Origin of the sequence: Streptomyces sp. 4F14, from assembly GCF_048159485.1 — a bacterium.
Classification (GTDB): Bacteria; Actinomycetota; Actinomycetes; order Streptomycetales; family Streptomycetaceae; genus Streptomyces.
This window is the reverse complement of record NZ_JBLRVY010000009.1, coordinates 83987-109803: the sequence shown is the minus strand read 5'-3', so window position 1 is coordinate 109803 and position 25817 is coordinate 83987. Positions and strand designations below refer to the sequence as shown.

The following is a 25817-nucleotide window of genomic DNA, read 5'->3' as shown; positions in this document are numbered from 1 at the left end:
GTCAGATTGTCCGGACATGCGGATTGACAGGGCGCGGCCGACGACCTCACTTTGTCCTCATGCGTATCGGCGTCATCGGGACGGGCCGCATCGGCACGATTCATGCGAACACACTGAGGCGGCACCGCGAGGTCGGCTCCCTGATCCTGACGGACGCGGACCCCGCGCGTGCGCAGGAGGCGGCTCTGCGGCTCGGCGAGACGGCGGCGCCCGGGGTGGACGAGATCTTCCGCTGGGGCGTGGACGCGGTGGTGATCACCGCGTCCACGGCGGCGCACGCCGAGCTGATCGGCCGGGCCGCGCGGGCGGGGCTGCCGGTCTTCTGCGAGAAGCCGATCTCGCTCGGCCTGCCGGCCACGCTGCACGCGCTCGCCGAGGTGGAGGCGGCCGGGACGGTGCTCCAGATGGGCTTCCAGCGGCGCTTCGACACCGGCTACCTGGGCGCCCGCGAGGCCGTCCACGCGGGCCGCCTGGGGCGGCTGCACACGGTGCGGACGGTGACGTCCGATCAGACGCCGCCGCCCGCCGACTGGCTGCCGGTGTCCGGCGGGATCTTCCGGGACGACCTGATGCACGACTACGACGCGCTGCGCTGGGTGACCGGGCGGGAGGTGTCGCAGGTGTACGCCACGGGCTCGGACGCCGGTCCGCCGATGTTCCGCGCGGCGGGCGACGTCGACACGGCGGCGGCGGTGCTGACCCTGGAGGGCGGCACGCTGGCGACGGCCACGGCGACGCGGATGAACGGCGCCGGGTACGACGTGCGGATGGAGCTGGCCGGGGAGCTGGACCAGATCGTCGTGGGCCTCGACGACCGGACGCCGATCGCCTCGACCGAGCCGACCGGACCGCCGGCCGCCGACAAGCCCTGGAGCGGCTTCCTGGAGCGTTTCGCGCCGTCCTACGAGGCCGAGCTGAACGCGTTCGTCGAAGTGGTCCGGGGCGAGCGCGCGAACCCCTGTGACGGCCGTGAGGCGCTTCAGGCGCAGCGGATCGCCGAGGCGTGCGCCGCGTCCCTGCGGGAGCGCAGACCCGTGCACCTGGGGGAGATTCCGGGGGCGCACGCATAAATGCACGCCGGGGTCGGCGCCGGTTCTCTGGACCGGTCGTCCGGTTTCCCGTCCGGCGCCACGGCTCACCGCGCGGCGCCCGCTCACCACCGCACCGGCAGGCTCCGCACCCCGCGGATGAGCAGCCCGGGCAGCCACTCCCCGGGCGGCCCGTCGAGGGCGAGACCGGGGGCGCGCTCCAGGAGCGAGGCGATAGCCGTACGGGCCTCCAGGCGGGCCAGCGGGGCGCCGAGGCAGTAGTGGATGCCGTGACCGAAGGCGAGGTGGCCGCGGGTGTCGCGGCGGGGGTCGAAGCGGTGGGGGTCGGGGTAGCGCGCGGGGTCGCGGTCGGGCGCGGCGAGGCCGATCACCACGGAGTCGCCCTTCGCTATCGGGGTGCCGCCGATCTCCAGGGGCTGCGCGGCGTACCGGAACGTCGCGTTCTCCACCGGCCCCTCCCAGCGCAGGGTCTCCTCGATGACGCCGTCCAGGAGGCCGGGGTCGGCGCGCAGGGCGTCGAGGAGGCCGGGGCGGGTCAGGAGCGCGTGCACGGCGTTGGTGACCAGGTTGACGGTCGTCTCGTGGCCCGCGATGAGCAACAGGAAGGCCATGCCGCGCAGTTCGGCCTTGGAGAGGCGGTCGCCGTCCTCGGCGGTGGTGCGGATCAGGTCGCTCAGCAGGTCGTCGGTGGGCGCGGTGCAGCGCTTGTCCTCGATCAGCTCGGTCAGGTAGCCGGCCAGGCGCGCGAACGCCTCGGGGCCGGTGCCGGGCCCGCTGGGCGCGACGACCTCGGTGGACATCGCGCGGAAGGCGGCGCGGTCCAGCTCGGGGACGCCGAGGAGTTCGCAGATGACGGTGATGGGCAGCGGGAAGGAGAAGGCGTCCACGAGGTCCGCGCGCCCGCGCGGGATCATCGCGTCGAGGAGTCCGTCGGTGATCTCCTGGACCCTCGGGGCGAGGCTCTGCACGCGGCGCGCGGTGAACGCGCGGGTGACGAGGGAGCGCAGGCGGGTGTGTTCCGGCGGGTCGGTGCCGAGCAGATGACGGCCGATCACCGGCTCGTCGGGGTCCCCGCCGGCGAGCCCGCGCTGATCCTTGGCGAGCCTGCCGTCGGCGAGGGCCGCGCGCGCCGCGTCGTACCCGACGACGAGCCAGGTCTCCCAGGCGCCGTCGGCTCCGCCGAGTAACACCCGGTGCACCGGGCCCCGTTCGCGCAGTCGCGCGTACACGGGGTGCGGGTCGCGCCGGAACTCCTCGCCCAGGTCCGTCAGATCGACCACGTCACCCATCCCGTCTCCCCTCCCGTCACCCCGTCACCGCGTCAACGGACGGCGGCGGCGCGAAGTGCCCGCCGGGCTAGGGCCCTTCTGATGGATCTCCGCAGGAGAAGGAGCGGCGTTCGGTGCGTGCTCTCGCGGCACCGCGTGGAAGTCCTCGTAGCGGCGCTACGGGGGCTTTCGCGCGGTGCCGCGAGAGTGCGTGGCGGGCGTCGCGACGCTGCGGAGATCCATCAGAAGGGCCCTACGCCTCTTCGTCGAGCAGCCCGGCGTCGTAGGCGAGCAGGGCGATCTGGACGCGGTTGTTGAGGCCGAGCCGCGCGAGGATCTTCGAGACGTGGGACTTGACGGTGGCGACGCTCATGTACAGGTCGGCGGCGATCTCGGCGTTGCTCATGCCGCGCCCGACGCGGACGACGACCTCCCGTTCGCGGTCGGCGAGTTCGGCCATGCGCGCGCGGGCACGGGCGTGGCGGGTGTCGGCGGCGGAGCCGACCGCGTGGGCCATCAACTGGCGGGTGACGGCCGGGGACAGGACGGGGTCCCCGGCCGCGACCTTGCGGACGGCGTCGAGGATCTCGGCGGGCGGCGTGTCCTTGAGGACGAATCCGGCGGCGCCCGCGCGCAGGGCGCGCAGGACCTGGTCGTCGGCGTGGAAGGTGGTGAGGACGATGACCTGCGGCGCGTCCGCGCGGGCGCGCAGGCGTTCGGTGGCGGTCAGGCCGTCCACGGCGGGCATCCGGATGTCCATCAGGACGACGTCGGGCCGGGTCCGCTCGACGAGCGTCTCGACCTCGGTGCCGTCGGCCGCCTCGCCGACGATCCGTACGTCGTCGGCGCCGCCCAGCATCAGGGACAGCCCGGCCCGCACCAGCGGATCGTCGTCGACGAGGAGGAGTCTGATCGTCGTAGTCATGGGCTTACGAAACCACGTCCCGCGGCCTCTCCCGTACGTCTCACAGCGTGGCCTCCGTCCGCCACGGCAGCCAGGCGCGGACCTCGAACCCGCCGTCGTCCAGGGGTCCGTGGGTGAGGGTGCCGCCGGTGAGGGCGGCGCGTTCGGTGAGGCCGATGAGTCCTTGTCCGGAGCCGGGGACGTGCGGGACGGCGCCCTCGGGCGCGGGGTTGGTGACGCGGACGGTGAGGCCGTCGCCGGGGGCGCCGGTGACCGTGACGGACACCTCGGTGCCGGGGGCGTGCTTGCGGGCGTTGGTGAGGGCCTCCTGCGCGATGCGGTAGGCGGTGCGGCCGGTGGAGGCGGGGACGGCGGCGGGGTCGGTGACGCGCTGGTCGAGGGTGACCTTCATGCCGGCCTCGCGGGACTCGCTGGCGAGCGCGTCCAGGCCGCCGAGGGTGGGCTGCGGGCGGCCCTTGTCGTCGGCGTCACCCGCGCGCAGGACGCCGATGATCTCGCGCAGGTCCTGGAGGGCCTCGTGGGCGCTCTCCCGGATCACTCCGGCGGCGCGGGCGATCTCCTCCTGGGGTGCGTCCGGGCGGAACTCCAGCGCGCCCGCGTGGACGCTCAGGAGGGTCAGCCGGTGGGCGAGGACGTCGTGCATCTCGCGCGCGATGGCCTCCCGCGCGAGGCGCTGCGCCTGTTCGGCCCTGAGCTGCGCCTCGGTCTCGGCGCGGTGGGCGCGGTCGCGCAGGCTGAGCATGAGCTGGCGCTTGGCACGGACGAACAGGCCCCAGCCGACGACGGCGGCGCCGAGGACGGCGGTGAGGAGGAGCGCGCCGAAGTAGGGCAGGTCGGGGTCGGGGCGCATCCAGTAGAACAGCGGCATCACCCCGAGGGAGACGGCGCTGATCCAACCCGCCTGCTTGAGGGGCCGGTGCACGATCAGGGTGAAGATCGAGATCAGGCCGGCGCCGCCCGCGGTGGCGGACAGGAGGCTGACGGGGATCATCGCGACGGCGAACCCGACGGGCCAGCGGCGGCGCAGCCAGACCGCGGCGCACGAGAGGGCGCCCAGGATCTGGTCGAGGACGGCGAGGGAGTGCGGGAGGTCTCTCGACTGGTCGAGGGTGTCGGCGGTGAGGAGGCCCACCACGACGGCCACGAAGAACGCGGTGAAGTCGACGAGCCAGTCGCGCGCGGTGCGCCGGGGCCGCCCGCGCGCCTTCGTGGGGTCGGTGTCCATCTCCAGGTCCGCGACGACGGCGGACGGCAGCAGCCACCGCGGCCCTGCGAACGCCCGTGTCCCCCGGTCTTGCTTCACGGTCTTCACAACCGACAAATCTATGCCGCTCCCCCGGCCCGTGACCGTCCCGTGCGGGCGATCGGCTACCTAAGTCGCGGCGGACGAGACTTTCGGCCCGCCCCCGAGGAACGAGCGGGGCCTTCCGTAGGCACGACGCCGCCCCGCGGCCGATGTGCTCGGGGGGTCCGCGGGGCGAGAGTCGGATGCATGAAGGCGTTGCTGGAGTTTCTCGGTCTCATCGCCCTGGTGCAGGGCGGGATGGGACTGCTGCACGAGTTCACCGACTGGAAGATCGGGTTCGTGCAGCGGATCGATCTCCTGGACGGGTTGGAGGTCTACGCGAGCATCACGCTCGTGGTGCTCGCCTGTGCCCTGTTCGCCGTCGCGGAGCGCCGGAGGCCCGACTGAACGCGGGCCGGGCCGCCGGCGTGGCTCCTGTCCTCAGGGCTGAGCGTGGGGGTGGCTCAGCAGGAGAAGTCGATCAGGTCGAAGGTCGCGTAGTGGTCGGAGGTGTAGTAGTCCTCCTGGCTCTGCTGACCGGTGACGATACGGCGCGCGCCGCGCGTCGAGGAGCCGGGGGTGATCACGGTGTACTCGTGGTAGTAGCCCCGGGACTGGCTGGGCAGGACGCCTTCGCGGTTCTGGAAGACGACGCCGTCCTGCGAGTACGGGAACGGACCGCCCTGGTCGATCAGGTTCAGGGTGGTGTGCGCCTGCGACGGCAGGTCGCCGTAGCAGATGCTGCCGACCGCGGCGGCCGCCGGGGACGCGGTGGCGACGGTGCCGCCGACGAGGAGAGCGGACAGGACGGCGGCAGCGGCGCCGACTCGGGTGATACGTGGGGGGAATCGCATGCGTCCATGATGACGCGCGTAGATGCTGGCATGTCAACGACAACTTCGAAGATTTTCCCGTCAAGTCCGAAGCGTTTTCAGGAAGTTAACCTGAGGCTAGGCATCGGCCGGGATTTCGTACGAGCCGTAGCTCGGCGGGCCCGTCAACTCGTAGGTCGCGATGGTGACTCCGGTGCTCGTGACGCTGCCTCCGACGTGCCGGAACGCGGTCGGGGCGGTGCCCTCGGGGAAGAGCCTGCGGCCCGCGCCGAGGACCACGGGGAAGGTCATCAGGTGAAGCGTGTCGAGCAGCCCGAGGTCGGTGAGGGAGCGCACGAGGGCGCCGCTGCCGTGGACCTGGAGCTCGCCGTCGGTGCGCTCCTTGAGGCCGGCGACCTCCTTGGCGAGATCGCCCGTCAGGACCGTCGTACCGGCCCACGCGGGGTCGGTGAGGGTCGTCGAGGGGACGTACTTCGGCAGGGTGTTCAGCCGGGTGGCGACGATGTTCTCGGGGTCGGTGATCTTCGGCCAGTAGCCCGCGAAGATGTCGTACGTCCGGCGGCCGAGGAGGAACGCGCCGACGCGGCCGAAGGATTCGGTGACGAAGCGGCCGAAGTCCTCGTCGTCGAAGGGGACGCTCCAGCCGCCCTGGGTGAAGCCGTCGCGGGGGTCCTCGGAGGGGCCGCCGGGGGCCTGGTAGACGCCGTCGAGGGAGACGAAGACGGTGGAGACGAGCTTGCCCATGGCGGGGCCTGCTTTCCGGAGAGGTCCGATGTTCCGCCGCCTCCGTGGAGCAGGGGCGGGGTCCGTTGTCGTGAGGTGAGACCCCGCCCGCGCGCGAAACTCATCGGTCCGGCCGGTGGGACCTGCTCAGCCGCCCAGTTCCTGGTGGCGGGCCCGCAGGCGCGCGGCGCCCGCCTCGGTCAGCGTCCCGTGCAGCCGCAGCCGCGAGATGCCGCCGTCGGGGAAGATGTCGACCCGCGCGTGCGTGCCGACGGCCGGCTGCGGGAGCACGAAACGGTGGTTCGTGTCGGGCTGCAGGCGCGTGCGCGGGAGGATCTCGCGCCAGGCGTCGTCCCCGGCGTTCTCGCCGTCCCGCACGGAGACGGTGGCCCAGCCGGCGCTGTTGCCCTTCAGGTAGGCCGTGTCGATCTCGACCGCGCGGATCTCGGACTGGGCGGCGAGGCGGTAGCGGATCCAGTCGTTGCCCTGGTCGCGGCGGCGGCGCGTCTCCCAGGCGTCGTCCATCTGGCGGGCGCGGCCGGGGCGGATGGTGTTGGACGCCGGGGAGTAGAACAGGTTGGAGGCGTCCTCGGCGGTGCCGCCGTTCTCCAGGGCGACGACGTCGTAGGCGCCGAGGACGGCGAGCCACTCGGGGTCGGGGACGACCTCGCCGTACACGCGCAGGCGCGCGATGCCGCCGTCGGGGTGCTGGTTGAGGCGCAGGTGCGTGAAGCGCTGTTCGGCGTCCACGGCGAAGCCGTTCGCCGCGTGGCCGCCGACCTCCGTGCGCGGGACGAGGGTCGTCCACTTGACGTCGCCGCCGAGGACGTCCTCGGGGGAGGGCGTGCCGGGCAGCGAGGCGGCCTCCACGGACACGGCCTTCGGGTAGTTGCCCCGGAAGTGGGCCGTGTCGACGACGATGCCGCGCACGATGCCGGGGGTGCCGAGGCGGATCAGCGCCCAGTCGTGGTCGTCGGCCGTGGGCCAGGGGTGCCCGGCCGAGGCGCCGCGCCGGCGGCGGGTCTCCCAGCCGTCCATGACCTTGCCCTTGTGCCCGAAGTGCTCGGGGTCGAAGACGGCGCGGCCGGGCAGCAGGAGGTTCTCCCGGTGGGCGAAGAACTCGTCGTTGGCGGCGATCACCCCGGCGCCGAGCTGCCGGTCGGCGAGGTCGGCGAGGTGGGTGAAGGGGAAGTCGGCGCCGCGGTGGTCCGCGTACGGATCGCCGCCCTGGTAGGGCTGCGCGTCGCCGGTGAAACGGGGGATCGCCGTCACGGGGGTGCCTTTCGGGAGTGGTCGGTGCGGGGGGAGGTGACACAGGCTCTCAGTTGTCGCGGGTCAGCAGGCGGCCCTTCGGGGCGGTGAACTCGCCGTCGGCGACGATGCGTTCGCCGCGCAGCCAGGTGGACTTCACGACGCCGTACAGGGTCCGGCCCGCGTACGCGGTGACGCGGTTGCGGTGCTGGAGGGCCGCCGGGTCGACGGTGAACGTCTCGTCGGGGGCGAGGACCGCGAAGTCGGCGTCGTGGCCGGGGACGATCGCGCCCTTGCGGGCGTCGAGGCCGACCAGGGCGGCCGTGCGGGACGACATCCAGCGGACGACGTCCTCCAGCGTGTGCCCGCGCGCGCGGGCGGCCGTCCAGACGGCGGACAGGCTGAGCTGGAGGCCGGAGATGCCGCCCCACGCGGTGGCGAAGTCGGCGGTCTTCAGGTCGGCGGTGGAGGGCGAGTGGTCGGTGACCACGCAGTCGATGGTCCCGTCGGCGAGGGCCTGCCACAGGAGGTCCTGGTTGGCGGCCTCGCGGATGGGCGGGCAGCACTTGAACTCGCTGGCGCCGTCGGGGACTTCCTCGGCGGTGAGGGTCAGGTAGTGCGGGCAGGTCTCGACGGTGATCCGGACGCCGTCCGCCTTGGCCCCGGCGATCAGCGGGAGGGCGTCGCTGGAGGACAGGTGCAGGACGTGCACGCGCGCGTCGAGGCGTTTCGCCTCCGCGACGAGGTGCGCGATGGCCGTGTCCTCGGCGTGGCGCGGGCGGGAGGCGAGGAAGTCGGCGTACTTGGGGCCGCCCTGCTGGGGGGCGGTCTCCAGGTGGTGGGGGTCCTCCGCGTGGACGATCAGGAGGCCGTCGAAGGCGGCGATCTCCTCCAGTGCGCGCGCGAGGTGCTCGCGGTCGAGGTGCGGGAACTCGTCGACGCCCGAGGGCGACAGGAACGCCTTGAAGCCGAACACCCCGGCGCCGTGCAGAGGGCGCAGGTCGGCGGTGTTGCCGGGCAGGGCGCCGCCCCAGAAGCCGACGTCGATGTGCGCCTTGTCGGCGGCGACCTTCCGCTTCACGTCGAGGTGCTCGACGGTCGTCGTCGGCGGGAGGGAGTTGAGGGGCATGTCGACGAGGGTGGTGATGCCGCCGGCCGCCGCCGCGCGCGTGGCGGTCCAGAAGCCCTCCCAGTGGGTGCGGCCGGGGTCGTTCACGTGCACGTGCGTGTCGACGAGGCCGGGCAGGACGACGTGGTCGCCGACGTCCTCCACGCGCGCGCCGGGCGGGAGCGGTGCGTCGTACGGGAGGACGGCGGTGATCGTGCCGCCCGAGACCTCGATCGCGGCGGCTCGCTCGCCCTCGGGCGTGACCACGCGCGTGGAGCGCAGCACCAATTCGGCCTCGGACACGCGGGACCCCTCTCTGACCTGGGTTTACATCCCCGTAACGGAGTTCAACTTTCTGTTGAAGGAGTCTTCACTCAGCCCCTTCGGAGCGTCAAGAGCCCACTCTCCGGCTCACCCTTCGACCTAGCCCTTTCCGGATCACGGAATTACTCTTTCACCTGCCAGAACGTAACGACGCACCACCGAGGAGTCAACACGCCGACGGGTAGGCTGCTGCCTCCTGACTGCCGAAAGGAACGCGCCGTGCCGCCGTCCAGCGCCAGCACCTCCGAATCCGCCAAGTCCGCAGGCGGAGGGGTTCAGTCCCTAGAGCGCGCGTTCGACCTCCTGGAGCGGATGGCGGACTCGGGCGGTGAGGTCGGGCTGAGCGAACTGTCGGCGAGCAGCGGGCTCCCCCTGCCGACGATCCACCGGCTGATGCGCACGCTGGTGGCCTGCGGGTACGTCCGCCAGCAGCCGAACCGGCGCTACGCGCTGGGCCCCCGCCTGATCCGCCTCGGCGAGTCGGCGTCGCGCCTGCTGGGCACCTGGGCGCGGCCCCATCTCGCACGGCTCGTCGAGGAGACCGGGGAGACCGCGAACATGGCCCTCCTGGACGGCGACGAGATCGTGTACGTCGCGCAGGTGCCGTCCAAGCACTCGATGCGGATGTTCACGGAGGTCGGCCGGCGCGTCCTGCCGCACTCCACCGGCGTCGGCAAGGCGCTCCTCGCCGGGTTCCCCGACGCGGACGTACGCGCCCTCCTGGGCCGCACAGGGATGCCCGCGGCCACCGAGAAGACCATCACCACCCCCGACGCCTTCCTGGCCGCCCTGGCGGCCGTACGCGACCTCGGGTACGCCGTCGACGACAACGAGCAGGAGATCGGGGTGCGTTGCCTCGCCGTCTCCGTGCCCGACTCCCCCACCGCGGCGGCGATCTCCATCTCCGGCCCCGCCGGGCGCGTCACGGAACAGGCGACCGAGCGCATCGTCCCCGTCCTCCAGCAGGTCGCGCGCGAGCTGTCCCTCTCGCTGGCCAGTCAGAACGCGGGCTGACGTGCGGTACTGGCCGGGGTACTACACGGACCGGCACGGGCGCGAGGCGGTCACGTTCGTCTCCGACGGGCGCGCGAGCATTCAGACGACGATCAGGGGCGTCCTCTTCGAGGGCGACAACATGGACGACCTGGGCGCGCTGTCCGGCGAGCCGCCCGCCGAGCCGTTCGCCTTCCGCGAGGGAGGCTTGTGCGACTGCCTCCTGGAGTGGGCCGAGCCGCTGCCGGTCGTCGTCAGAGGGGAGGGCACGCGCGCGGGGACGCTGCACTGCGCCCTGCACCTCGGTGACTTCCCCGGGTCGGAACTCGCCGACCAGACCTTCCGTGCCGTCCTGCGCCTCGACGGGCGCGACTACCCCGCCGGCGACGACTGCGACAGCTACGAGAGCGCCCTCCACGAGATCCAGCGCAACCTGCCGTCCGGCGTCCGCATCAAGGCGTGCGTCTCCTGCGCCTGGTCCGACTATCCCCCCGGCGCGTGCGCGCTGATGGGTGATCTGGCGTGCTTCCGGGACGCGAAGGACGCGTATCGCCGGGTCACCGGCAAACAGGGCCCGAACGGCATCTTCACGTGCCTGGAGCAGCGTACGGAGTTCGTGCAGGAGACCTGGGTGTGCGAGCAGTTCGAGGACCGGGTGGGGGACGTGGGGTACCGGGGAGCGTTTCCCGCGCCGAGATGGCCGTGACCCCCTGCTGAGCTCCCCCTCACCCCCTCCCCGGCCCCCCGAACAGCTCCACCGCCGCCCGCACCTGCGACAGCCCCCGCGACAGCGCGCTCACCGACCCGATCGCCCCCGCGAGCGCGAGCAGCGAGTTCCGCAGCCGCGGGACCTCCGGCGTGCCGTGCGCCGTCATCGCCGCCAGCGCGGCCAACTCGTCCTCGGCGATCGCCCGGTCGGGGAACTCCGCGGGATGCGCGGCGAGTTCGCGGCGCAGGCGGGAGACCGCCGTACGTAACTCGGTGACTCTGGGATCCTCGTCGGTCACTTCCCTCTGCCCCACGCTCCGCAGCACCGCTTCGCCTCCCCCTCGCGCCCTGACGCCCCGAGAAGGCGAGGGCCGTCTCAGGACGCGGGCCAGTAAACGCCACCCGTACGGCGCGGCGCCACACAAAGGACGGAAAATCAGCCCCTCGCGCACACGCGCGGGAGGGCCGGTCCAGGTATGCAGGAGGGATGACGCACAACGAAGAGCAGGTCGCCGGTCTGGTGCTCGCGGCGGGCGGCGGCCGGCGCCTCGGCGGGCGCCCCAAGGCACTGCTCACGCACCGGGGCCGCCCGCTGGTGGAACACGCCGTGGCGACACTCCGTACGGCGGGTCTCGCGCGCGTGCACGTCGTCGTGGGCGCCGCCGCCGGCACCGTACGGAACACGGCCCGTCTGGACGGCTGTGTGCTCGTCGAGAACCCGGCGTGGGAGGAGGGCATGGGGTCCTCGCTGCGGGCCGGGCTGGAGTCGGTCGCGCTCACGCGCGCGGGTGCGGTGCTCGTGTCGCTGGTGGACCAGCCGGGGATCGGCCCGGAGGCGGTGCGGCGGGTGCTGGCGGCGTACGAGGGCGCGGGGTCGCTGGTGTCGGCCGCCTACGACGGGGTACGCGGCCATCCGGTGCTGTTCGGGTCGGCGCACTGGGCGGGGGTCGCGGAGGCCGCTACGGGGGATCAGGGGGCTCGGGCGTACCTCAGGGCGCACGAGGTGCGGCTCGTGGAGTGCGGGGACGTGGCTCAGGCGTACGACATCGACGTCGAGGCGGATCTGGGGCGGCTGGAATCAACAGAGCATTGAAGTTCCACGATGAGGAAACTATTATCCATTACACAGAATTATCCTCGCGAAGGAAGTGACCGCACATGTCCGCACCGGCGCCGTCCCCGCTGACCCTCGTCGACGTCGAGCCCCTGCCCCGGCAGGAGGAGGTCCTGACGGACGCGGCGCTCGCTTTCGTGGCGGAGCTGCACCGGCGCTTCACCCCCCGCCGGGCCGAACTCCTCGCCCGGCGCGCGGAGCGCCGCGCCGAGATCGCCCGCACCTCCACGCTGGACTTCCTCCCGGAGACGGCCGCGATCCGCGCGGACGACTCGTGGCGGGTCGCCCCCTCCCCCGCCGCCCTCGACGACCGCCGCGTCGAGATCACCGGCCCCACCGACCGCAAGATGACGATCAACGCCCTCAACTCGGGCGCGAAGATCTGGCTCGCGGACTTCGAGGACGCCTCGGCGCCGACGTGGGAGAACGTGGTCCTCGGCCAGCTCAACCTGTCCGACGCCTACACCCGCAGCATCGACTTCACGGACGAGCGCACCGGCAAGTCGTACGCCCTGCGCCCCGACGCCGAACTCGCCACGGTCGTCATGCGCCCGCGCGGCTGGCACCTGAACGAGCGCCACCTCGTGGACGCGGACGGCGAGCAGGTCCCGGGCGCCTTCGTGGACTTCGGCCTGTACTTCTTCCACAACGCGCAGCGGCTCATCGACCTCGGCAAGGGCCCGTACTTCTACCTCCCGAAGACCGAGTCGCACCTCGAAGCCCGCCTGTGGAACGAGGTGTTCGTCTTCGCGCAGGACTACGTCGGCGTCCCGCAGGGCACGATCCGCGCGACCGTCCTGATCGAGACCATCACCGCGGCCTACGAGATGGAGGAGATCCTCTACGAACTCCGCGACCACGCCTCGGGGTTGAACGCGGGCCGCTGGGACTACCTGTTCTCCATCGTGAAGAACTTCCGTGACGGCGGGGAGAAGTTCATCCTCCCGGACCGCAACCTGGTCACAATGACGGCCCCGTTCATGCGCGCGTACACCGAACTCCTCGTCCGCACCTGCCACAAGCGCGGCGCGCACGCGATCGGCGGCATGGCGGCGTTCATCCCGTCCCGCCGGGACGCGGAGGTCAACAAGGTCGCCTTCGAGAAGGTCCGCGCCGACAAGGACCGGGAGGCGAACGACGGTTTCGACGGCTCCTGGGTCGCCCACCCCGACCTGGTCCCGATCGCCCTGGAGTCCTTCGACCGGGTCCTCGGCGAGAAGCCGAACCAGAAGGACCGCCTCCGCGAGGACGTCCACGTCGAGGCCGCCGACCTCATCGCGATCGACTCCCTCGACGCGAAGCCGACGTACGACGGACTCGTCAACGCCGTTCAGGTGGGCGTGCGTTACATCGAGGCGTGGCTGCGCGGGCTCGGCGCGGTCGCCATCTTCAACCTCATGGAGGACGCGGCCACCGCCGAGATCTCCCGCTCGCAGATCTGGCAGTGGATCGACGCGGGCGTGGAGTTCGAGAACGGCCACAAGGCGACCGCGGACCTGGTCCGGACGATCGCCGCCGACGAACTGACCGCGATCAAGGCCGAGTTGGGCGAGGACGCCTTCGACTCCGGTCACTGGCAGCAGGCTCACGACCTGCTGCTCCAGGTCGCGCTCGACGACAATTACGCGGACTTCCTGACGCTGCCCGCCTACGAGCAGCTCAAGGGCTGAGCCTCACAAACACCAAGCCTCACAAGGGCTTCGAGCGTTCCGAGTGGCCCAGGGTCTTCCCCGGGGCCACTCGGTCGCGTACGGCCTTCTTCACGGCCGTCGGCTCGGGGAAGCCGTGCTCGCGCCGGTCCCAGACGACCTCGTCGTTCGCCCGGACGACGAACACCCCGCCCGTGCCCGGCTTCAGCGCGAGTTCCGTCAGCTCGCCCTCGAACGTGGTGAGCAGCTCCTGCGCGAGCCAGGCGGCCCGGGGCAGCCAGCGGCACTGGGTGCAGTACTCGATCTCGACACGGCCACTCATCCGAAATGCACCGACCCATCCTGTTCGACCGCGGGCTTGCCGTGCAGGTCGGGGACCTGCTTCAGCCACGCGGGGCGTCCTTTCCGGTTCGCCGCCGCGCGCAAGGCGTTCTCGGCGGCGAGTTCCTCCCGGGTGGGGAAGTCGGTGGGCAGCCACGCCGCGGAGGCGCGGACGCGGGCGTGCAGGTAGGCGACGTACGCCTCCCTGGCCTCGGCGGGCGTCGCGAAGTCCTCGGTGAGCCAGGCGTCGGGGACCTCGGCGACGATCGTCCGGAGCAGCTCTTCGGTGACTTTCGGGGCGAGATCGGCGTCGGCGGCGCGGACGTCGGGGGCGTACGTGCCGAGGGCGTGGTGGCGGAAGTCGTACGCCTTCTCGGGTTCCGAGGCGTCCCAGCGGTGGTGGAAGACGAGGGCGGCGCCGTGGTCGATGAGCCACAGGCGCGGCTCGGCGGTACCCAGGGTGGGCCAGACCATCAGGTTCGAACTGTGCACCGTGCGGTCGACGTTGACGGTGAGCGCGTCCAGCCAGACGACCCGGCCGGCCTCCAGGGAGTCGACCTCGAACGCCTTCGCGACGTCCGGGGTGAAGTCCCGCGCGCCCGGCAGGTAGTCCATGCCGAGGTTGACTCCGGCGCTCGCCGCGTGCAGGTCGCGGACCTCCTGGTGCGGTTCCTCGCCGGCGATCGCCGGGTCGAAGTGGACCAGCACCAGTTCCGGGAACCGCAGCCCCAGCGCCCGCGCCAGCTCGCCCACGATCACCTCGGCGACCAGCGCCTTGCGGCCCTGCGCGGAGCCGGTGAACTTCACGACGTACGTCCCCAGGTCGTCGGCCTCGACGACACCGGGCACGGAACCGCCCGACCTGAGGGGGGTCACATAGCGGACGGCAGTCACTTCGCGCAGCACACGGGCCAGCCTAAGGGGCCAGGTCAGGGGCTGGCCAGCGGGTTCGGGAGCGGCAGGTAGCGGGCGTCCGCGCCGTCCGCGCCCGTCCAGCGCAGCAGGAGGTTCGTCTTGCCGGGGAGCGTCGGGGCCGACAGGAGCGCCCTCGCCTCGGGGAGGTCGTGGCGCGCGAACTCCTCGCGTACGGCGGGCCAGGGGGCGAAACCCGGGTGGTGTTCGGCGAGGGCGGCGGCGGTCTCGGCGAGGTGGTTGACGACGAGCGTGTACACGAGGCGCTCCCAGCCGGCCGGGCGGTCCACGTCCGTGAGGAGCTTGACGCCCTCCGCGTCGCGGTAGAGGGCGCGTACGGGGGTGCCGTCGCTGTCCACGGCGATCAGCGTGTTCTGCGCGTGCGCTTCGAGGACGACGCCCTCGGCGAAAGCCGTCAGCGCCGGGGGGACGACGGCCCTCAGGTACGCCGTCCACCAGCCCCCGGGGTCGGGCGTGGCGGCGAGCGGGCTGCCGTCGAAGCCCTCCGTGAGGCCGGCCGCGAGGAGGGGGGTCGCGCCGAGGCCGCCGAAGCCGTCGCGGACCAGGACGGCGAGCTCCTCGAACGCGAAGGCGGCCGTGCGGTAGCCCCGGTCGCTGAGCCAGACGCCGGGCAGCGCGCGGGCCGCCGCCTCGTCGGTGCGGCGGAGTTTGCGCAGGTCGTGGGCCCAGAGGCGGCGGATGTCGTTGGTGATCCGGACGTCCAGGCTGAACTTGAGGAACAGGTCGCGCGCGGGGCTGTAGACGGTGCGGATCGCGGCCGTCGGCCAGGCGTCGGGGGTGGTGGTCCCGAGCCGGATCAGGCGCTTCTCGTCGAACGCCCGCCGCAACGTCTCGGTCTCGCCGAGCAGTCCGAGCTGCCAGGGATGCGCGGGAAGAAGCCGGTACCCGGGCGGGGCCTCCCCGAGCGCGTCCAGCGCGGACACGTCCCCCTCCTCGACGACCAGATCCTCCCTGACGCCGAGCAACGTGAGCGGAAACGCCGCGTACGCCTCCGGCGCGTACGGCAGCCACGCCGCCGCCGGACCACCACCGCGCGCCTTCGGGGCAGGGTGGTAGGGGTGACCGGTGACGAGACACTGCTCGGAACGGCGGTACGGGTCCTCCGGCGCGGCAGCGTCCACACGGGCCGCGAGGACAGCGGCGACGACCTCCCGGCTGTCGAGCATCTCGGCGGGGAGGCCGGGGTTGTCGAGGCCGGTGTGGAGGCGGAGTTCCTCGGCGACGAGGCGGACGAGGGCGGGGTGGTCGAGGGGGTGGGCGGGGGCCGGGTCGGAGGCGGGGCCGGCGGGCCTGTCGGGGCGAGAGCCACCGGCCGACTCCACGCCGGGGCCACCGACCAACTCCGGCTCCGTCGGCCTGCGTTCACCCCGCACCCGCAGCAGCCGTCCGCTCGGCAACCGGTGCACACCCGGTTCGGGCATCGGCCGGGCGACCTCCCGCAGAAGGCAGTTCAGCAGCGGCGCGGCGGCGTACGCGTCAGCGGAGGGGGGGCGGACAGTCACTCGGTGCACTCGTTCTCTACGGTCCTTGCGGGCGGGGGACGATCAGTATCGCCGTCGCCACAGCCTGCCATGACACTCTCCGTACGCTTCCCTGTCCCCTGGTGAAACGCCCTCTCCCCCGCAAGGAGCCCGTCCGTGCCCCGTCCCCCCGCCGCCGAGGCCGCCATCGCGGCCGAACTGGCCGTCCACCGGCCGGACCTCGGCCCCCGGTACACGGCCGAGCTGCCCGGCGCACGCGCCGCCGTCCTGACCCGGCTGTGGCGCGCGCTCACGCACGAGCCGCTCCCGTGGATCACGGCCCACGACCCGTCCGCCGAGACCCTGCGCCTCAGGGACGGCCGCCGCCTGCACGGCCCGCGCGCGGACCCGTTCGCGACGGAGGCGTACGTCACCGTCGTGCATCTGGACGATGCCGCGTACGACGATCCCGCGCGCCTGATGACGGACCTGGCGGTGCCGCACTCGGCGGCGTTCGCGGCCGAACTCGCGCACAGTACGGCGTCGTTGGCGCTGTCCCGGGCGAACCGGGCGGCGCCCGGCGAGGGTCGGCCCGCCACGGACTGGGAGTGGGAGCAGCGCGTGGTGGACGGCCACCCGTACCACCCCAACTGCCGTTCACGGCCCGGCTTCTCGGTCGCCGAGCAGCTCGCGTACGGCCCGGAGCACCGCCAGGACGTACGGCTGAGCCTGGTCCCCGTCCCGGTGGAGGAGTGCTCGGTGTCGGGCGAGTGGCCGGAGGATATGCGGGACGGGACACGCCTGTTGATCCCGGCGCACCCCTGGCAGGCCCGGCACGTCCTGAAGCGCACCGCGGACACGGGCCTCACCGCGCACCCCTTGATGTCCCTGCGCACCCTCGCCCTCCCGGACGGCGGACCGCACGTCAAGACCGCGCTCAGCGCCCGCCTCACCTCCTCCGTGCGGGACATCTCGATCGGCTCGGTCCTCGCCTCGGCGACCCTCTCGGCGTTCGCGGAGACGGTCGCGGCCCGCACGGACGGCCTCCTCCACGTCACCCGCACGCCGGGCGCGGCGACGGCCAACTCCCCTGATCTGGCGGCCGTCTGGCGCGAGTCGCCGCAGCGGTACGAGGCCCCGGGCGAGCGCATCGTGCCGGTGGCGGCGCTCCCGGCCACCGAACTCCCCGCCCGTCCCGGCTGGTTGACGGACCTCGCCCGCCTCTGCCTGACGGTGGGCCTGCAACTCCTGGACCTGGGCGTGGCGTTGGAGGCGCACGGCCAGAACCTCCTGGTGGTCCTCTCCGAGGAGGGCGCCCCGCTGCGGCTGGTCTACCGGGATCTCGCGGACATCAGGGTCAGCCCGACTCGCCTGGCCCGCAGCGGAATCCCCCTCCCCGGCCTGCCCGAGCGGATCCTCACGGACGACGTGACCGCCCTGCGCAGCAAGCTGTTCGGCTCGCTGGTGGCGGGCGCGCTCGGCTCGACGGCGGGCGGCCGTACGGCGCTGGCGGGGGCGCTGGAGGCGGCGCTCCCGGATCTGCCGGCCACGCCCGACCTCGTGGCGCTGCGTGAACAGCCGCTGCCCACCAAGGCGTTGACGTCGATGCGGCTGTCGCCGGGGGCGGCCGGGGACCAATGGGCGGCGCTGCCCAACCCGTTGAAGAACTGACCGCGCTTCCGCAGGCGTTGTTTCCGCGGGCGTTCCCCGGGGTTGTCCCGAAAGCCCCCTGCCGGGGCCCGTTTTGAAGCGGAGCGTCCCCGCTCCATAAGATCCGTCGATGATCAGATCACAACGGCTGGCGGCAGGGGTCTTCGCTCTGCTCGCCTCGCTCGCGGCCGGGCTCGCGTTCCCGACCGCGGCGGCGGCCGACGAAACCACCGCCCTCTCGCCCAAGGTCGACCTGGTGCTCGACGTCAGCGGCTCCATGCGGACGAAGGACATGGACGGCGGGACGCGGATGGCCGCGGCCAAGCAGGCGTTCAACGAGGTCCTCGACGCGACCCCGGAGACCGTCCTGCTCGGCATCCGCACGCTCGGCGCCAACTACCCGGGCGACGACCAGAAAACGGGCTGCAAGGACACCTCGCAGCTCTACAAGGTCGGCCCGCTGGACCGCACCGAGGCGAAGGCGGCGGTGGCGACGCTCTCCCCGACCGGCTGGACGCCGATCGGCCCGGCACTGCTCGCGGCGGCCGACGACCTGGAGGGCGGCACCGGTTCGAAGCGGATCGTGCTGATCAGCGACGGCGAGGACACCTGCGCACCGCTGGACCCCTGCGTGGTGGCCCGGGAGATCGCGGCCAAGGGCATCGGGCTGACCATCGACACGCTGGGCCTGGTGCCCAACACGAAGATGCGCCAGCAGCTCAGCTGTATCGCGGAGGCGACCGGCGGGACGTACACGTCGGTCGAGCACACCACCGAACTCACCGACAAGGTCAACCAGTTGGTGGACCGGGCGGCGGCGCCGGTGGTGACGCCGGTCGCGACCGAGGGCGGGGCGACCTGTGCGAGCGCGCCGGTCCTCAAGTCCGGGCTGTACACGGACCGTACGGAGTTCGCGCAGCAGCGCTGGTACAAGGTCGAGGTCAAGCCGGGCCAGGAGCTGCGGAGTTCGGTGAGCGTGTCGGCGGACCGGGCGGTGAACCCCAACTACGGGCTGCTGGTGCGGGCGGTGACGCTGAGCGGGCGCGAGATCGTGCGCGGCGAGGCGTCGGGCACGGGCCGGACGGACGTGCTGTCCACGGGACTTCGCTACCCGAAGGAGGAGAGCGACGAGGACGACGCGCCGGCCGAGACGGTGTGTGTCCAGGTCACCAACTCCTTCTCCCCGGCCGCCGGGGTGAAGACGACGCCGGGTCTGCCGCTGGAGCTGACGGTGGACGTGGTGGACGCGCCGTCGCAGGCGAGTGACGTCGCGTCGTTCGGCCTCGGGCGCGGCTGGTGGCTGCTGGGCGTGCTGGTGCTCGTCGGTTTCCTGGCGGGTGTGCTGTGGGGCTGGCTGTCGCGCTGGCGTGTCGCGGTCTGGAGGACCAACTAATGCGTGCTGCACGACTGTTGGGCGTCGCCCTGCTGACGCTGGGCCTCGCCGCGGCGCCGGCCGCCGCCGACTCCCCGTCCCCGAGCCCGTCCGACGAGGCGAAGGTGCCGACCTCGGCGGGCACGTCGTTCCGTACGGCGGCGGAGATCGAGCAGGGCCGGACGGCCACGGCCAGCGGCTCGACCGGCGACTACATGTACTGGTCCTTCCCGGCCGACGCGGGCCAACGCCCCACCGTCAAGGCCACGTTGAAGCTCCCGGAGGCCCACACCGGCCAGACCTGGCAGCTCGACGTGTACGACGGCCTGCGCCGCCGTCAGGCGTGTCAGTACGGCGCGCAGACGCACACCGCCGCGCAGGGCACCGCCTCACTCGAACTCGCCTGCGTGCTGCGGACGGTGCGGTCCTGGTCGGAGCCGTGGGCCAACGACCCGCTGCCCGGCACGTACTACGTCCGCCTCACGACCGTCGGCGTGAAGACCGCCGACCTCGGGCTGCCGGTCTCCGCCGAACTCCGGGTGGACTCCAAGAACATCGGCGGCGCGGCGGCGGTCGACGGTTCGCTCTCCGAGCCGCTGGTGCCCGGCATCTCGGTCACCAAGGCGCAGGACGATTCCAAGGCGTCGCTGTTCAGCCTGGAGCCCGAGGACGGGTGGGCGTCCGGCTGGTGGTCGAGTCGCTGGGTGTGGACGGGGATCGGCGCGATCCTCGCCGCGCTCGCGGGGATCGGCGGGTACACGCTGACCCGGGGTACGGGGCGGCCGTCCCGGGTGCCGCCGGGGGCGTGACCGTCACCTGAGGGATCGCTTGTCTGAGGGATCGTCAGGATGCCCACTGCTCAAGGGCGGTGGGCATCTCGCGTTTCACGCCTCCCGCAGCGCCTTCGCGATGGTCCCCTCGCCGCTCACCTCGACGCGTCCGGCGCGTACGGCGTCCTGGAGGGTCAACTCCCCTTGCGCTATGGCCGTACAGGTCTCCGTGTCGAGGACGAGACCGGCGTCGGCCTCGACGGGGGCGACGCCGTCGCCGTACACCGGGCCGTCCTGCTCGCCGACGTACAGGTGGAACTCGCCTTCGTCCAGGTGGACCTGGACGACGCCCTCGCCCTCCAGGGCGCGGGTGAGGGGGAGGGCGAACCAGTGGGCGCGGACCGCGTCGGTGGGGCGGCGGTCCTGAAGTTCCCGCTCGCCCCAGGTGCCGAGCGCCTGGAGGACCGGGAGCAACTCGCGGCCGCGCGGGGTGAGTTCGTACACGTACGCCGCGCCGGGCGGGGGGAGCTTGCGGCGGCCCGCGATGCCGTCGCGTTCCATGTCCTTCAGCCGGGAGGCGAGGACGTCCGTGCTGACGCCGGGGAGGTCGGCGTGCAGGTCGGTGTAGCGGCGCGGGCCGGCGAGCAGCTCCCGGACGATCAGCAGGGTCCAGCGGTCGCCGACGACGTCGAGGGCGCGCGCGGCGGAACAGTACTGGTCGTAGCTTCGGCGAGGTGACATGCGACGCAGTCTAGACATGTTGTTGGACTTTCCAAGCTCCCACTTGGTAAAACCAAGCAACACGAGTTCCCGGAGGGACGCATGGAGTTCCGGCAGTCGAACAAGCTCAGCGAGGTCTGCTACGAGATCCGCGGGCCGGTGATCGAGCACGCCAACGCGCTGGAGGAGGCAGGGCACAGCGTCCTGCGCCTCAACACCGGCAACCCCGCGCTCTTCGGGTTCGAGGCACCCGAGGAGATCGTCCAGGACATGATCCGGATGCTCCCCCAGGCGCACGGCTACACCGACTCGCGCGGCATCCTCTCCGCGCGGCGCGCGGTCGCCCAGCGCTACCAGAACCTCGGCCTCGAAGTCGACGTCGACAGCGTCTACTTGGGCAACGGCATCTCCGAGCTGATCTCGATGGCCGTCCAGGCGCTCGTCGAGGACGGCGACGAAGTCCTCATCCCCGCGCCGGACTTCCCCCTCTGGACCGCCGTCACCACCCTGGCGGGCGGCAAGGCCGTGCACTACGTCTGCGACGAGGGCTCCGACTGGAACCCCGACCTCGCCGACATGGCGTCGAAGATCACCGACCGCACCAAGGCCGTCGTGATCATCAACCCCAACAACCCGACGGGCGCGGTCTATCCGAAGGAAGTCATCGAGGGCATCCTCGACCTCGCCCGCCGCCACGGCCTGATGGTCTTCGCCGACGAGATCTACGACCAGATCCTCTACGACGACGCCGTCCACCACTCCACCGCGGCCCTCGCGCCCGACCTCGTCGTCCTGACGTTCTGCGGCCTCTCCAAGACGTACCGCGTGGCGGGCTTCCGCTCCGGCTGGCTGGTGGTGACCGGCCCCACCCAGCACGCGAAGAACTACCTTGAGGGCCTCACGATGCTGGCGTCCATGCGCCTGTGCGCCAACGCGCCCGCGCAGTACGCCATCCAAGCGGCCCTCGGCGGACGCCAGTCCATCAACGACCTCACCGCCCCCGGCGGCCGCCTCTACGAACAACGCGACATCGCCTGGCGCAAGTTGAACGAGATCCCCGGCGTCTCCTGCGTCCGCCCCAAGGGCTCCCTCTACGCCTTCCCCCGCCTCGACCCCAAGGTCTACCCCATCCACGACGACGAGAAATTCGTCCTCGACCTCCTGCTCCGCGAAAAAATCCAGGTGGTCCAGGGCACGGGCTTCAACTGGCCCACCCCGGACCACTTCCGCATCCTGACCCTGCCGCACGCGGACGACCTGGAGGCGGCGATCGGGAGGATCGGACGGTTCCTCAGCGGGTACCGGCAGTAGGGGAATCCCCACGCCACTTCAGCGCGACCTCGCACCAAGTCGCGGCCCGGGACGCGGCCGTGGAGCATCGCGTTCGTAGCGAAGTGGTGGGTGGGGGGCGGCCGGCGTGAAGTGGGTCGACTGACCCGCCCCTTTGTCAGACCCACGCCGTAGCCTTCTGAGCAGGAGAGGAGGTACGACGTGATACGACCGCCGACCACCGCTCAGCGGCGTGTGATCGACGCCGCCGAGCCGGTCACCGGACGGCTGAAGGGGACGGCCGCGCAGCTCGACGCGCTGGTGAAACGGGGGCTCGCGTTCCGGCATCCTCGGCCGCCGCACGATCACTTCCTGACTCCGGCGGGCCAGCGGGTGCGGGAGGAGCCCGTCCAGCGGACGGCCGCTCCCGCACCGCCTCCGGACACCGGCGTCTTCGCGGCCCGCGTCGGGGGCGAGGAGGCGCCGCCCGCGACCACCCCCGCCCGGGTCCGCGAGGTGCACAGCGCCTGGCAGGGCCTGCTGGAGCTGCGCCGGATGACCGATCCGGACGGCGACACGACCCGCCCGTGCGCCTGGGAGCGCGCGAACCTCGTCCGCGCCGCCGCGCTGGCCCTGGAGGCGGCGGACCGGCGTCCCGCAGGACCGGACGGCGACGGGTACCGGGTACGGGCGACGCCACAGCCGGAGGCGGTCGCGGTGTACGGGCCGGAGGCCGCCGCGTGCGCGCAGGCGCTGGAGGCGGCCGGGTGGCAGGTGAGCGAGCACACCGACCCACGGTCCCGGGAGCGGTATCTGCTGGCGTCGCCCAGGAGGAGGTGAGAGCGGCCCGCCCCCGCCGCGACCCCCGCCAACCTCCGCGCCCCCGCCCCTCACCCCGCCGCGATCCCCGCCAACCTCCGCGCCTCCGCCCTGGTGGCCCGCGCAATCGCGTCCTCGTCCACCGTCAGCAACCGCCCCTCCTCCACGATCTGACGCCCGTTCACGAACGACGCCGTCACCGGAGCCGCCGCCCCGAAGACCAGCGCGGTCACCGGATCGGCGATCGAGGCGTGGGCCAGCGTGTCGAGGCGCCACAGCACGAGGTCCGCCAGCTTGCCGGGTTCAAGGGAGCCGATCTCCCGGGAACGGCCCAGGACTTGGGCACCTCCGTACGTACCGAGCCGCAGCGCCTGCCGCGCGTTCAGCGCAGCCTCCCGATGCGCCCCCAGCCGGTTGATCAGCAGCGCGTTGCGCAACTCCGTGTGGAGTTCCCCGGATTCGTTGGACGCGGTGCCGTCGACGCCGAGACCGACCGGCACCCCCGCCGCCAGCATGTCCGGCACCCGGGCGATCCCGGCGGCCAACCGGGCGTTGGAGGAGGGACAGTGGGCGACACCCGTGCGAGTACGGGCGAACGCCGCGATGTCGGAGTCGTTCATGTGGACGCAGTGCGCCATCCACACGTCCTCGCCGAGCCACCCCGTGGACTCGAAGTAGTCCGTGGGCCCCATGCCGAAGAGTTCGTGGCAGAACTTCTCCTCCTCGACCGTCTCGGAGCCGTGCGTGTGCAGCCGCACCCCGAGGCGACGGGCCAACTCGGCGCCCTGGCGCATGAGTTCGGTGGAGACGGAGAAGGGCGAGCAGGGCGCGACGGCGACCTGGGTCATCGAGTCGAACGCGGGGTCGTGGTGGCGGCGTACCGTCTCCTCGGTCGCCGCGAGGGCCCCGTCCAGCGTCTCGACCGCGAAGTCCGGCGGCAGCCCGCCGTCCGACTCGCCCCGGTCCATCGAACCGCGCGCGAGCGTGAAGCGGACGCCCATGTCCCGCGCGGCGCCGATGATCGCGGCGGAGAGGTCGCCGGTGCCGCGCGGGAAGACGTAGTGGTGGTCCATCGCGGTGGTGACGCCGCCGCGCGCCATCATCGCGAGGGAGCCCTCGGCCGCCGTACGGACCATCGGCTCGTCGATGCGTGCCCAGGTCGGGTAGAGGGCGACGAGCCAGTCGAAGAGGTTGTGGTCGGTGGCCAGGCCCCGGGTGATCCACTGGTAGAAGTGGTGATGGGTGTTGACGAGACCGGGGGTGACGAGATGGCCGGTCGCGTCGATGCGGCGGACGACGTCCGTGAGGCCCTGGGGGGCCGGGCCCGCGGCGAGCGACTCGATGCGGTTGCCGGACAGGACGAGGTGGCCGTCGGCGTACTCGGTGTCGCCGGCGTCCACGGTCGCGATCGCCGCGTTCTCGATGACGATGCGCTCGGACATCACTGAAATCCTTTCCACAACACAACAGTTCACAGATTGGTGAGGTCCACCGGAATCCGCGCCTCGGCGCCGTCCCGCAGGATCGTCGCCTCGATGAGCCCGTAGGGCCGGTCGGCGGCGAAGTACACCTCGTTGTCGTTCTTCAGCCCGAACGGCTTCAGGTCCACGAGGAAATGGTGCTTGTTGGGGAGCGAGAAGCGGATCTCGTCGATCTCGGCGCGGTGTTCGACGACGCGCGCCCCCATCGCGTACAGGGTCTGCTGGAGGGAGAGCGAGTACGTCTCGGCGAACGCTTCGAGGATGTGCCGCTTCGTCTGCTCGTACGACTCCTGCCAGTCCGGCAACTGCCCTTCCTCGCCGGACCAGTTGAAGCGCCAGCGGGCGGCGACGTCGGTCGCGAGGATGCGGTCGTACGCCTCGGGGAGGGTCGTGTACTTGTCCTTGACGTAGCCCCAGAACTCGGAGTTGGTCGAGTTGAGGACGGTGAGGTCCTTCAGGCCCGAGACCACTTCCCATGACGTTCCGTCAAAAGTCACCTGGGCCAGGCGGGTTTCCTGCCCCGTGCGGACGAAGGAGTGCTCGCCCTCCCCCGCGTTCGCGATCCGCTCCCACCCGAACTCCTCGACGCGGACCCGGGCTTGGTGGATCGTCTCCTGCGTGGTGACGAAGTGCCGGGCGAGGTCGATGCCGAACTGCTCGGCGGAGTCGATGCCGTGTTCCTTGGCGAACGCGTACACCGTGTTCTTGGTGGTGTCGGTCGGCAGGACGCTGGCGTTGGAGCCGGAGTAGTGGACCTCGGTCATCTCACCGCTGAGGGAGACGGAGACGTTGAGGTCCTTGATGTGGTGCGTGGCGCCGTCGCGGACTATCCGGACGACTCTGGTCTCGGCCTTGCCGTACTGGTTCTGGCCGAGCAGTGCGCGGGTCATGGGTCCTAGCTCCCTCGGTAGACGGAGTAGCCGAACGGATTCAGCAGCAGCGGTACGTGGTAGTGCTCGCCGGGTCCGACCGCGAACGCGACGGTGACCTCGGGGAAGAACTCGGCGCCGACCTCGAAGACGAGGCGGGCGTGGACGGCTCCCTCGGGCAGCGCCGGGAAGTCCTTGCAGCGGCCGTCGGCGTCGGTCACCGAGGCGCCCGCCTCCTGCCAGTCATCGCCAGAACGCGTAAAAAGCCGCACGGTGACGCCCACTGCCGGGCGCCCGACGGAGGTGTCCAGGATGTGCGTGGACACGGTGCTGGTCATGCGGAATCACCTTCGACGATACGTGCGAGCCTGATGCGGTTGATCTTGCCGAGTTCCCCGCGCACGATCCCGCGTTCGCGCTCCGGCGTGTTCCCGATCCGTTCCCGGGCCGCGTCGCGCAGCTGCCCGCCGGTCAGCCCGGTCGCGCAGATCAGGAAGACATGGCCGAAACGTTCCTGGTAGGCGAGGTTCAGCTCCAGCATCTCGGCCCTCACGGCGGCGTCGGCGTCGGCCATCCCGCGCTGCTCGCGCGCGGACGCCGGGTCGCCGGGGCGGGGTCGCCCTATCGCCGGGTGCCCGGCGAGCGCCTCGTCCAGTCCGGTGTCGTCGAGTTCGTGTACGGCGGCCTCGCCGGCGTCGTACAGGGCTTCGGGGGTGGCGTACGGGCGGGACGCCAGGAGGCGGGCGGTCCAGGCCGTCGCCGCGCACACCTCGTGGAGGGCGGCTCGGGCGGCGGCCTCGGGGAGGGTGTTGAACCGGGTCAGGCCCGGGGGTGGGGGCGTCACGGCGTCAGCTAACGCCGTCGCACGAACGTTCGTCAACAGTTTGTTGAAAATTCTGGGTTACGCCCCACACGTACGCCCA

Annotated in this window: 27 protein-coding genes; 11 read left to right on the top strand and 16 right to left on the bottom strand. The window is 72.1% G+C overall.

Annotation, left to right across the window (positions count from 1 at the left end; translation table 11 throughout):
• Window positions 1-59: 59 nt before the first annotated feature.
• A complete protein-coding gene (locus tag ACLZOT_RS17750; protein ID WP_416969911.1) occupies window positions 60-1070 on the top strand; it encodes a Gfo/Idh/MocA family oxidoreductase in 1011 nt (336 codons plus the stop codon).
• A gap of 83 nt (window positions 1071-1153) precedes the next feature.
• Here ACLZOT_RS17750 and ACLZOT_RS17745 read toward each other — a convergent pair whose 3' ends face one another.
• From ACLZOT_RS17745 to ACLZOT_RS17735, 3 genes are all read right to left on the bottom strand, one after another.
• The gene (locus ACLZOT_RS17745) at window positions 1154-2338 is read right to left on the bottom strand and encodes a cytochrome P450 family protein (RefSeq protein ID WP_416969910.1); all 1185 of its coding nucleotides are present in this window, start codon (window positions 2336-2338) and stop codon (window positions 1154-1156) included.
• Between the two features lie 232 nt (window positions 2339-2570).
• On the bottom strand, window positions 2571-3242 hold the full coding sequence (locus tag ACLZOT_RS17740) for a response regulator (protein WP_416969909.1): 672 nt from the start codon (window positions 3240-3242) through the stop codon (window positions 2571-2573).
• A 40-nt stretch (window positions 3243-3282) separates the two neighbouring features.
• The gene (locus ACLZOT_RS17735; protein WP_416969908.1) at window positions 3283-4554 is read right to left on the bottom strand and encodes a sensor histidine kinase; all 1272 of its coding nucleotides are present in this window, start codon (window positions 4552-4554) and stop codon (window positions 3283-3285) included.
• A 180-nt stretch (window positions 4555-4734) separates the two neighbouring features.
• Between ACLZOT_RS17735 and ACLZOT_RS17730 the strand changes: the two genes are divergently transcribed.
• The gene (locus tag ACLZOT_RS17730; protein WP_416969907.1) at window positions 4735-4935 is read left to right on the top strand and encodes a hypothetical protein; all 201 of its coding nucleotides are present in this window, start codon (window positions 4735-4737) and stop codon (window positions 4933-4935) included.
• A 56-nt stretch (window positions 4936-4991) separates the two neighbouring features.
• Here ACLZOT_RS17730 and ACLZOT_RS17725 read toward each other — a convergent pair whose 3' ends face one another.
• From ACLZOT_RS17725 to allB, 4 genes are all read right to left on the bottom strand, one after another.
• Complete coding sequence (locus tag ACLZOT_RS17725; protein ID WP_416969906.1) at window positions 4992-5381, bottom strand: ribonuclease domain-containing protein; 390 nt, start codon at window positions 5379-5381, stop codon at window positions 4992-4994.
• 96 nt (window positions 5382-5477) lie between these two features.
• On the bottom strand, window positions 5478-6104 hold the full coding sequence (locus tag ACLZOT_RS17720) for a dihydrofolate reductase family protein (protein ID WP_416969905.1): 627 nt from the start codon (window positions 6102-6104) through the stop codon (window positions 5478-5480).
• Between the two features lie 126 nt (window positions 6105-6230).
• Window positions 6231-7355, bottom strand: coding sequence for an allantoicase (alc, locus tag ACLZOT_RS17715; protein ID WP_416969904.1), 1125 nt, complete (start codon window positions 7353-7355; stop codon window positions 6231-6233).
• A gap of 49 nt (window positions 7356-7404) precedes the next feature.
• Window positions 7405-8745: an allantoinase AllB gene (allB, locus tag ACLZOT_RS17710; RefSeq protein WP_416969903.1), complete on the bottom strand. Its 1341-nt coding sequence runs from the start codon at window positions 8743-8745 to the stop codon at window positions 7405-7407.
• Window positions 8746-8985: 240 nt separating this feature from the next.
• Here allB and ACLZOT_RS17705 point away from each other — a divergent pair, with 240 nt between their 5' ends.
• A complete protein-coding gene (locus ACLZOT_RS17705) occupies window positions 8986-9780 on the top strand; it encodes an IclR family transcriptional regulator (protein ID WP_416969902.1) in 795 nt (264 codons plus the stop codon).
• 1 nt (window position 9781) lies between these two features.
• The gene (locus tag ACLZOT_RS17700; RefSeq protein WP_416969901.1) at window positions 9782-10465 is read left to right on the top strand and encodes a DUF6304 family protein; all 684 of its coding nucleotides are present in this window, start codon (window positions 9782-9784) and stop codon (window positions 10463-10465) included.
• Window positions 10466-10484: 19 nt separating this feature from the next.
• Here ACLZOT_RS17700 and ACLZOT_RS17695 read toward each other — a convergent pair whose 3' ends face one another.
• Window positions 10485-10793, bottom strand: a complete 309-nt coding sequence (locus ACLZOT_RS17695; RefSeq protein ID WP_416969900.1) for a DUF5955 family protein — start codon at window positions 10791-10793, stop codon at window positions 10485-10487.
• 161 nt (window positions 10794-10954) lie between these two features.
• Between ACLZOT_RS17695 and ACLZOT_RS17690 the strand changes: the two genes are divergently transcribed.
• Together ACLZOT_RS17690 and aceB are read left to right on the top strand one after the other, a co-directional pair.
• Window positions 10955-11560 (top strand): nucleotidyltransferase family protein, encoded by a 606-nt coding sequence (locus ACLZOT_RS17690; protein ID WP_416969899.1) that lies wholly within the window; start codon window positions 10955-10957, stop codon window positions 11558-11560.
• A gap of 65 nt (window positions 11561-11625) precedes the next feature.
• The gene (gene aceB, locus ACLZOT_RS17685; RefSeq protein WP_416969898.1) at window positions 11626-13251 is read left to right on the top strand and encodes a malate synthase A; all 1626 of its coding nucleotides are present in this window, start codon (window positions 11626-11628) and stop codon (window positions 13249-13251) included.
• Window positions 13252-13270: 19 nt separating this feature from the next.
• On the opposite strand, the gene ACLZOT_RS17680 is transcribed toward aceB, so the two are convergent.
• From ACLZOT_RS17680 to ACLZOT_RS17670, 3 genes are read right to left on the bottom strand one after another with little or no spacing between them, the layout of a single operon-like run.
• The gene (locus tag ACLZOT_RS17680; protein ID WP_416969897.1) at window positions 13271-13552 is read right to left on the bottom strand and encodes a SelT/SelW/SelH family protein; all 282 of its coding nucleotides are present in this window, start codon (window positions 13550-13552) and stop codon (window positions 13271-13273) included.
• On the bottom strand, window positions 13549-14457 hold the full coding sequence (locus ACLZOT_RS17675; RefSeq protein WP_416969896.1) for a HipA family kinase: 909 nt from the start codon (window positions 14455-14457) through the stop codon (window positions 13549-13551). Before ACLZOT_RS17675 ends, ACLZOT_RS17680 begins: the two co-directional genes overlap by 4 nt.
• Before the next feature lie 23 nt (window positions 14458-14480).
• Window positions 14481-15995: an IucA/IucC family protein gene (locus ACLZOT_RS17670; protein WP_416969895.1), complete on the bottom strand. Its 1515-nt coding sequence runs from the start codon at window positions 15993-15995 to the stop codon at window positions 14481-14483.
• Window positions 15996-16121: 126 nt separating this feature from the next.
• Here ACLZOT_RS17670 and ACLZOT_RS17665 point away from each other — a divergent pair, with 126 nt between their 5' ends.
• The 3 genes from ACLZOT_RS17665 (at window position 16122) to ACLZOT_RS17655 (ending at window position 19775) form a co-directional block, all read left to right on the top strand.
• Window positions 16122-17615, top strand: a complete 1494-nt coding sequence (locus ACLZOT_RS17665; RefSeq protein ID WP_416969894.1) for an IucA/IucC family protein — start codon at window positions 16122-16124, stop codon at window positions 17613-17615.
• Window positions 17616-17724: 109 nt separating this feature from the next.
• A complete protein-coding gene (locus tag ACLZOT_RS17660) occupies window positions 17725-18987 on the top strand; it encodes a VWA domain-containing protein (protein WP_416969893.1) in 1263 nt (420 codons plus the stop codon).
• Complete coding sequence (locus tag ACLZOT_RS17655; protein ID WP_416969892.1) at window positions 18987-19775, top strand: hypothetical protein; 789 nt, start codon at window positions 18987-18989, stop codon at window positions 19773-19775. The genes ACLZOT_RS17660 and ACLZOT_RS17655 overlap by 1 nt, the downstream gene beginning before the upstream one ends.
• 75 nt (window positions 19776-19850) lie before the next feature.
• On the opposite strand, the gene ACLZOT_RS17650 is transcribed toward ACLZOT_RS17655, so the two are convergent.
• Window positions 19851-20477: a winged helix-turn-helix transcriptional regulator gene (locus ACLZOT_RS17650; RefSeq protein ID WP_416969891.1), complete on the bottom strand. Its 627-nt coding sequence runs from the start codon at window positions 20475-20477 to the stop codon at window positions 19851-19853.
• Between the two features lie 81 nt (window positions 20478-20558).
• Between ACLZOT_RS17650 and ACLZOT_RS17645 the strand changes: the two genes are divergently transcribed.
• Both ACLZOT_RS17645 and ACLZOT_RS17640 read left to right on the top strand, forming a co-directional pair.
• On the top strand, window positions 20559-21767 hold the full coding sequence (locus ACLZOT_RS17645) for a pyridoxal phosphate-dependent aminotransferase (protein ID WP_416969890.1): 1209 nt from the start codon (window positions 20559-20561) through the stop codon (window positions 21765-21767).
• A gap of 180 nt (window positions 21768-21947) precedes the next feature.
• Window positions 21948-22565: a hypothetical protein gene (locus ACLZOT_RS17640; RefSeq protein ID WP_416969889.1), complete on the top strand. Its 618-nt coding sequence runs from the start codon at window positions 21948-21950 to the stop codon at window positions 22563-22565.
• 50 nt (window positions 22566-22615) lie between these two features.
• Here ACLZOT_RS17640 and ACLZOT_RS17635 read toward each other — a convergent pair whose 3' ends face one another.
• From ACLZOT_RS17635 to uraD, 4 genes are read right to left on the bottom strand one after another with little or no spacing between them, the layout of a single operon-like run.
• Window positions 22616-23986, bottom strand: coding sequence for an 8-oxoguanine deaminase (locus ACLZOT_RS17635; protein WP_416969888.1), 1371 nt, complete (start codon window positions 23984-23986; stop codon window positions 22616-22618).
• 29 nt (window positions 23987-24015) lie between these two features.
• Window positions 24016-24915: a factor-independent urate hydroxylase gene (gene pucL, locus ACLZOT_RS17630; RefSeq protein WP_416969887.1), complete on the bottom strand. Its 900-nt coding sequence runs from the start codon at window positions 24913-24915 to the stop codon at window positions 24016-24018.
• Between the two features lie 5 nt (window positions 24916-24920).
• The gene (uraH, locus tag ACLZOT_RS17625; protein WP_416969886.1) at window positions 24921-25232 is read right to left on the bottom strand and encodes a hydroxyisourate hydrolase; all 312 of its coding nucleotides are present in this window, start codon (window positions 25230-25232) and stop codon (window positions 24921-24923) included.
• Window positions 25229-25738, bottom strand: a complete 510-nt coding sequence (gene uraD, locus ACLZOT_RS17620; protein WP_416969885.1) for a 2-oxo-4-hydroxy-4-carboxy-5-ureidoimidazoline decarboxylase — start codon at window positions 25736-25738, stop codon at window positions 25229-25231. Before uraD ends, uraH begins: the two co-directional genes overlap by 4 nt.
• Window positions 25739-25817 lie beyond the last annotated feature (79 nt).

Excerpts from the sequence above, each read along its gene's own strand:
- ACLZOT_RS17750 (WP_416969911.1), top strand. The coding sequence starts at position 60 with ATGCGTATCGGCGTCATCGGGACGGGCCGCATCGGCACGATTCATGCG.
- ACLZOT_RS17745 (WP_416969910.1), bottom strand. The coding sequence starts at position 2,338 with ATGGGTGACGTGGTCGATCTGACGGACCTGGGCGAGGAGTTCCGGCGC.
- ACLZOT_RS17740 (WP_416969909.1), bottom strand. The coding sequence starts at position 3,242 with ATGACTACGACGATCAGACTCCTCCTCGTCGACGACGATCCGCTGGTG.
- ACLZOT_RS17730 (WP_416969907.1), top strand. The coding sequence starts at position 4,735 with ATGAAGGCGTTGCTGGAGTTTCTCGGTCTCATCGCCCTGGTGCAGGGC.
- ACLZOT_RS17725 (WP_416969906.1), bottom strand. The coding sequence starts at position 5,381 with ATGCGATTCCCCCCACGTATCACCCGAGTCGGCGCCGCTGCCGCCGTC.
- ACLZOT_RS17720 (WP_416969905.1), bottom strand. The coding sequence starts at position 6,104 with ATGGGCAAGCTCGTCTCCACCGTCTTCGTCTCCCTCGACGGCGTCTAC.
- ACLZOT_RS17690 (WP_416969899.1), top strand. The coding sequence starts at position 10,955 with ATGACGCACAACGAAGAGCAGGTCGCCGGTCTGGTGCTCGCGGCGGGC.
- aceB (WP_416969898.1), top strand. The coding sequence starts at position 11,626 with ATGTCCGCACCGGCGCCGTCCCCGCTGACCCTCGTCGACGTCGAGCCC.
- ACLZOT_RS17680 (WP_416969897.1), bottom strand. The coding sequence starts at position 13,552 with ATGAGTGGCCGTGTCGAGATCGAGTACTGCACCCAGTGCCGCTGGCTG.
- ACLZOT_RS17660 (WP_416969893.1), top strand. The coding sequence starts at position 17,725 with ATGATCAGATCACAACGGCTGGCGGCAGGGGTCTTCGCTCTGCTCGCC.
- ACLZOT_RS17655 (WP_416969892.1), top strand. The coding sequence starts at position 18,987 with ATGCGTGCTGCACGACTGTTGGGCGTCGCCCTGCTGACGCTGGGCCTC.
- ACLZOT_RS17650 (WP_416969891.1), bottom strand. The coding sequence starts at position 20,477 with ATGTCACCTCGCCGAAGCTACGACCAGTACTGTTCCGCCGCGCGCGCC.
- ACLZOT_RS17645 (WP_416969890.1), top strand. The coding sequence starts at position 20,559 with ATGGAGTTCCGGCAGTCGAACAAGCTCAGCGAGGTCTGCTACGAGATC.
- ACLZOT_RS17635 (WP_416969888.1), bottom strand. The coding sequence starts at position 23,986 with ATGTCCGAGCGCATCGTCATCGAGAACGCGGCGATCGCGACCGTGGAC.
- pucL (WP_416969887.1), bottom strand. The coding sequence starts at position 24,915 with ATGACCCGCGCACTGCTCGGCCAGAACCAGTACGGCAAGGCCGAGACC.
- uraH (WP_416969886.1), bottom strand. The coding sequence starts at position 25,232 with ATGACCAGCACCGTGTCCACGCACATCCTGGACACCTCCGTCGGGCGC.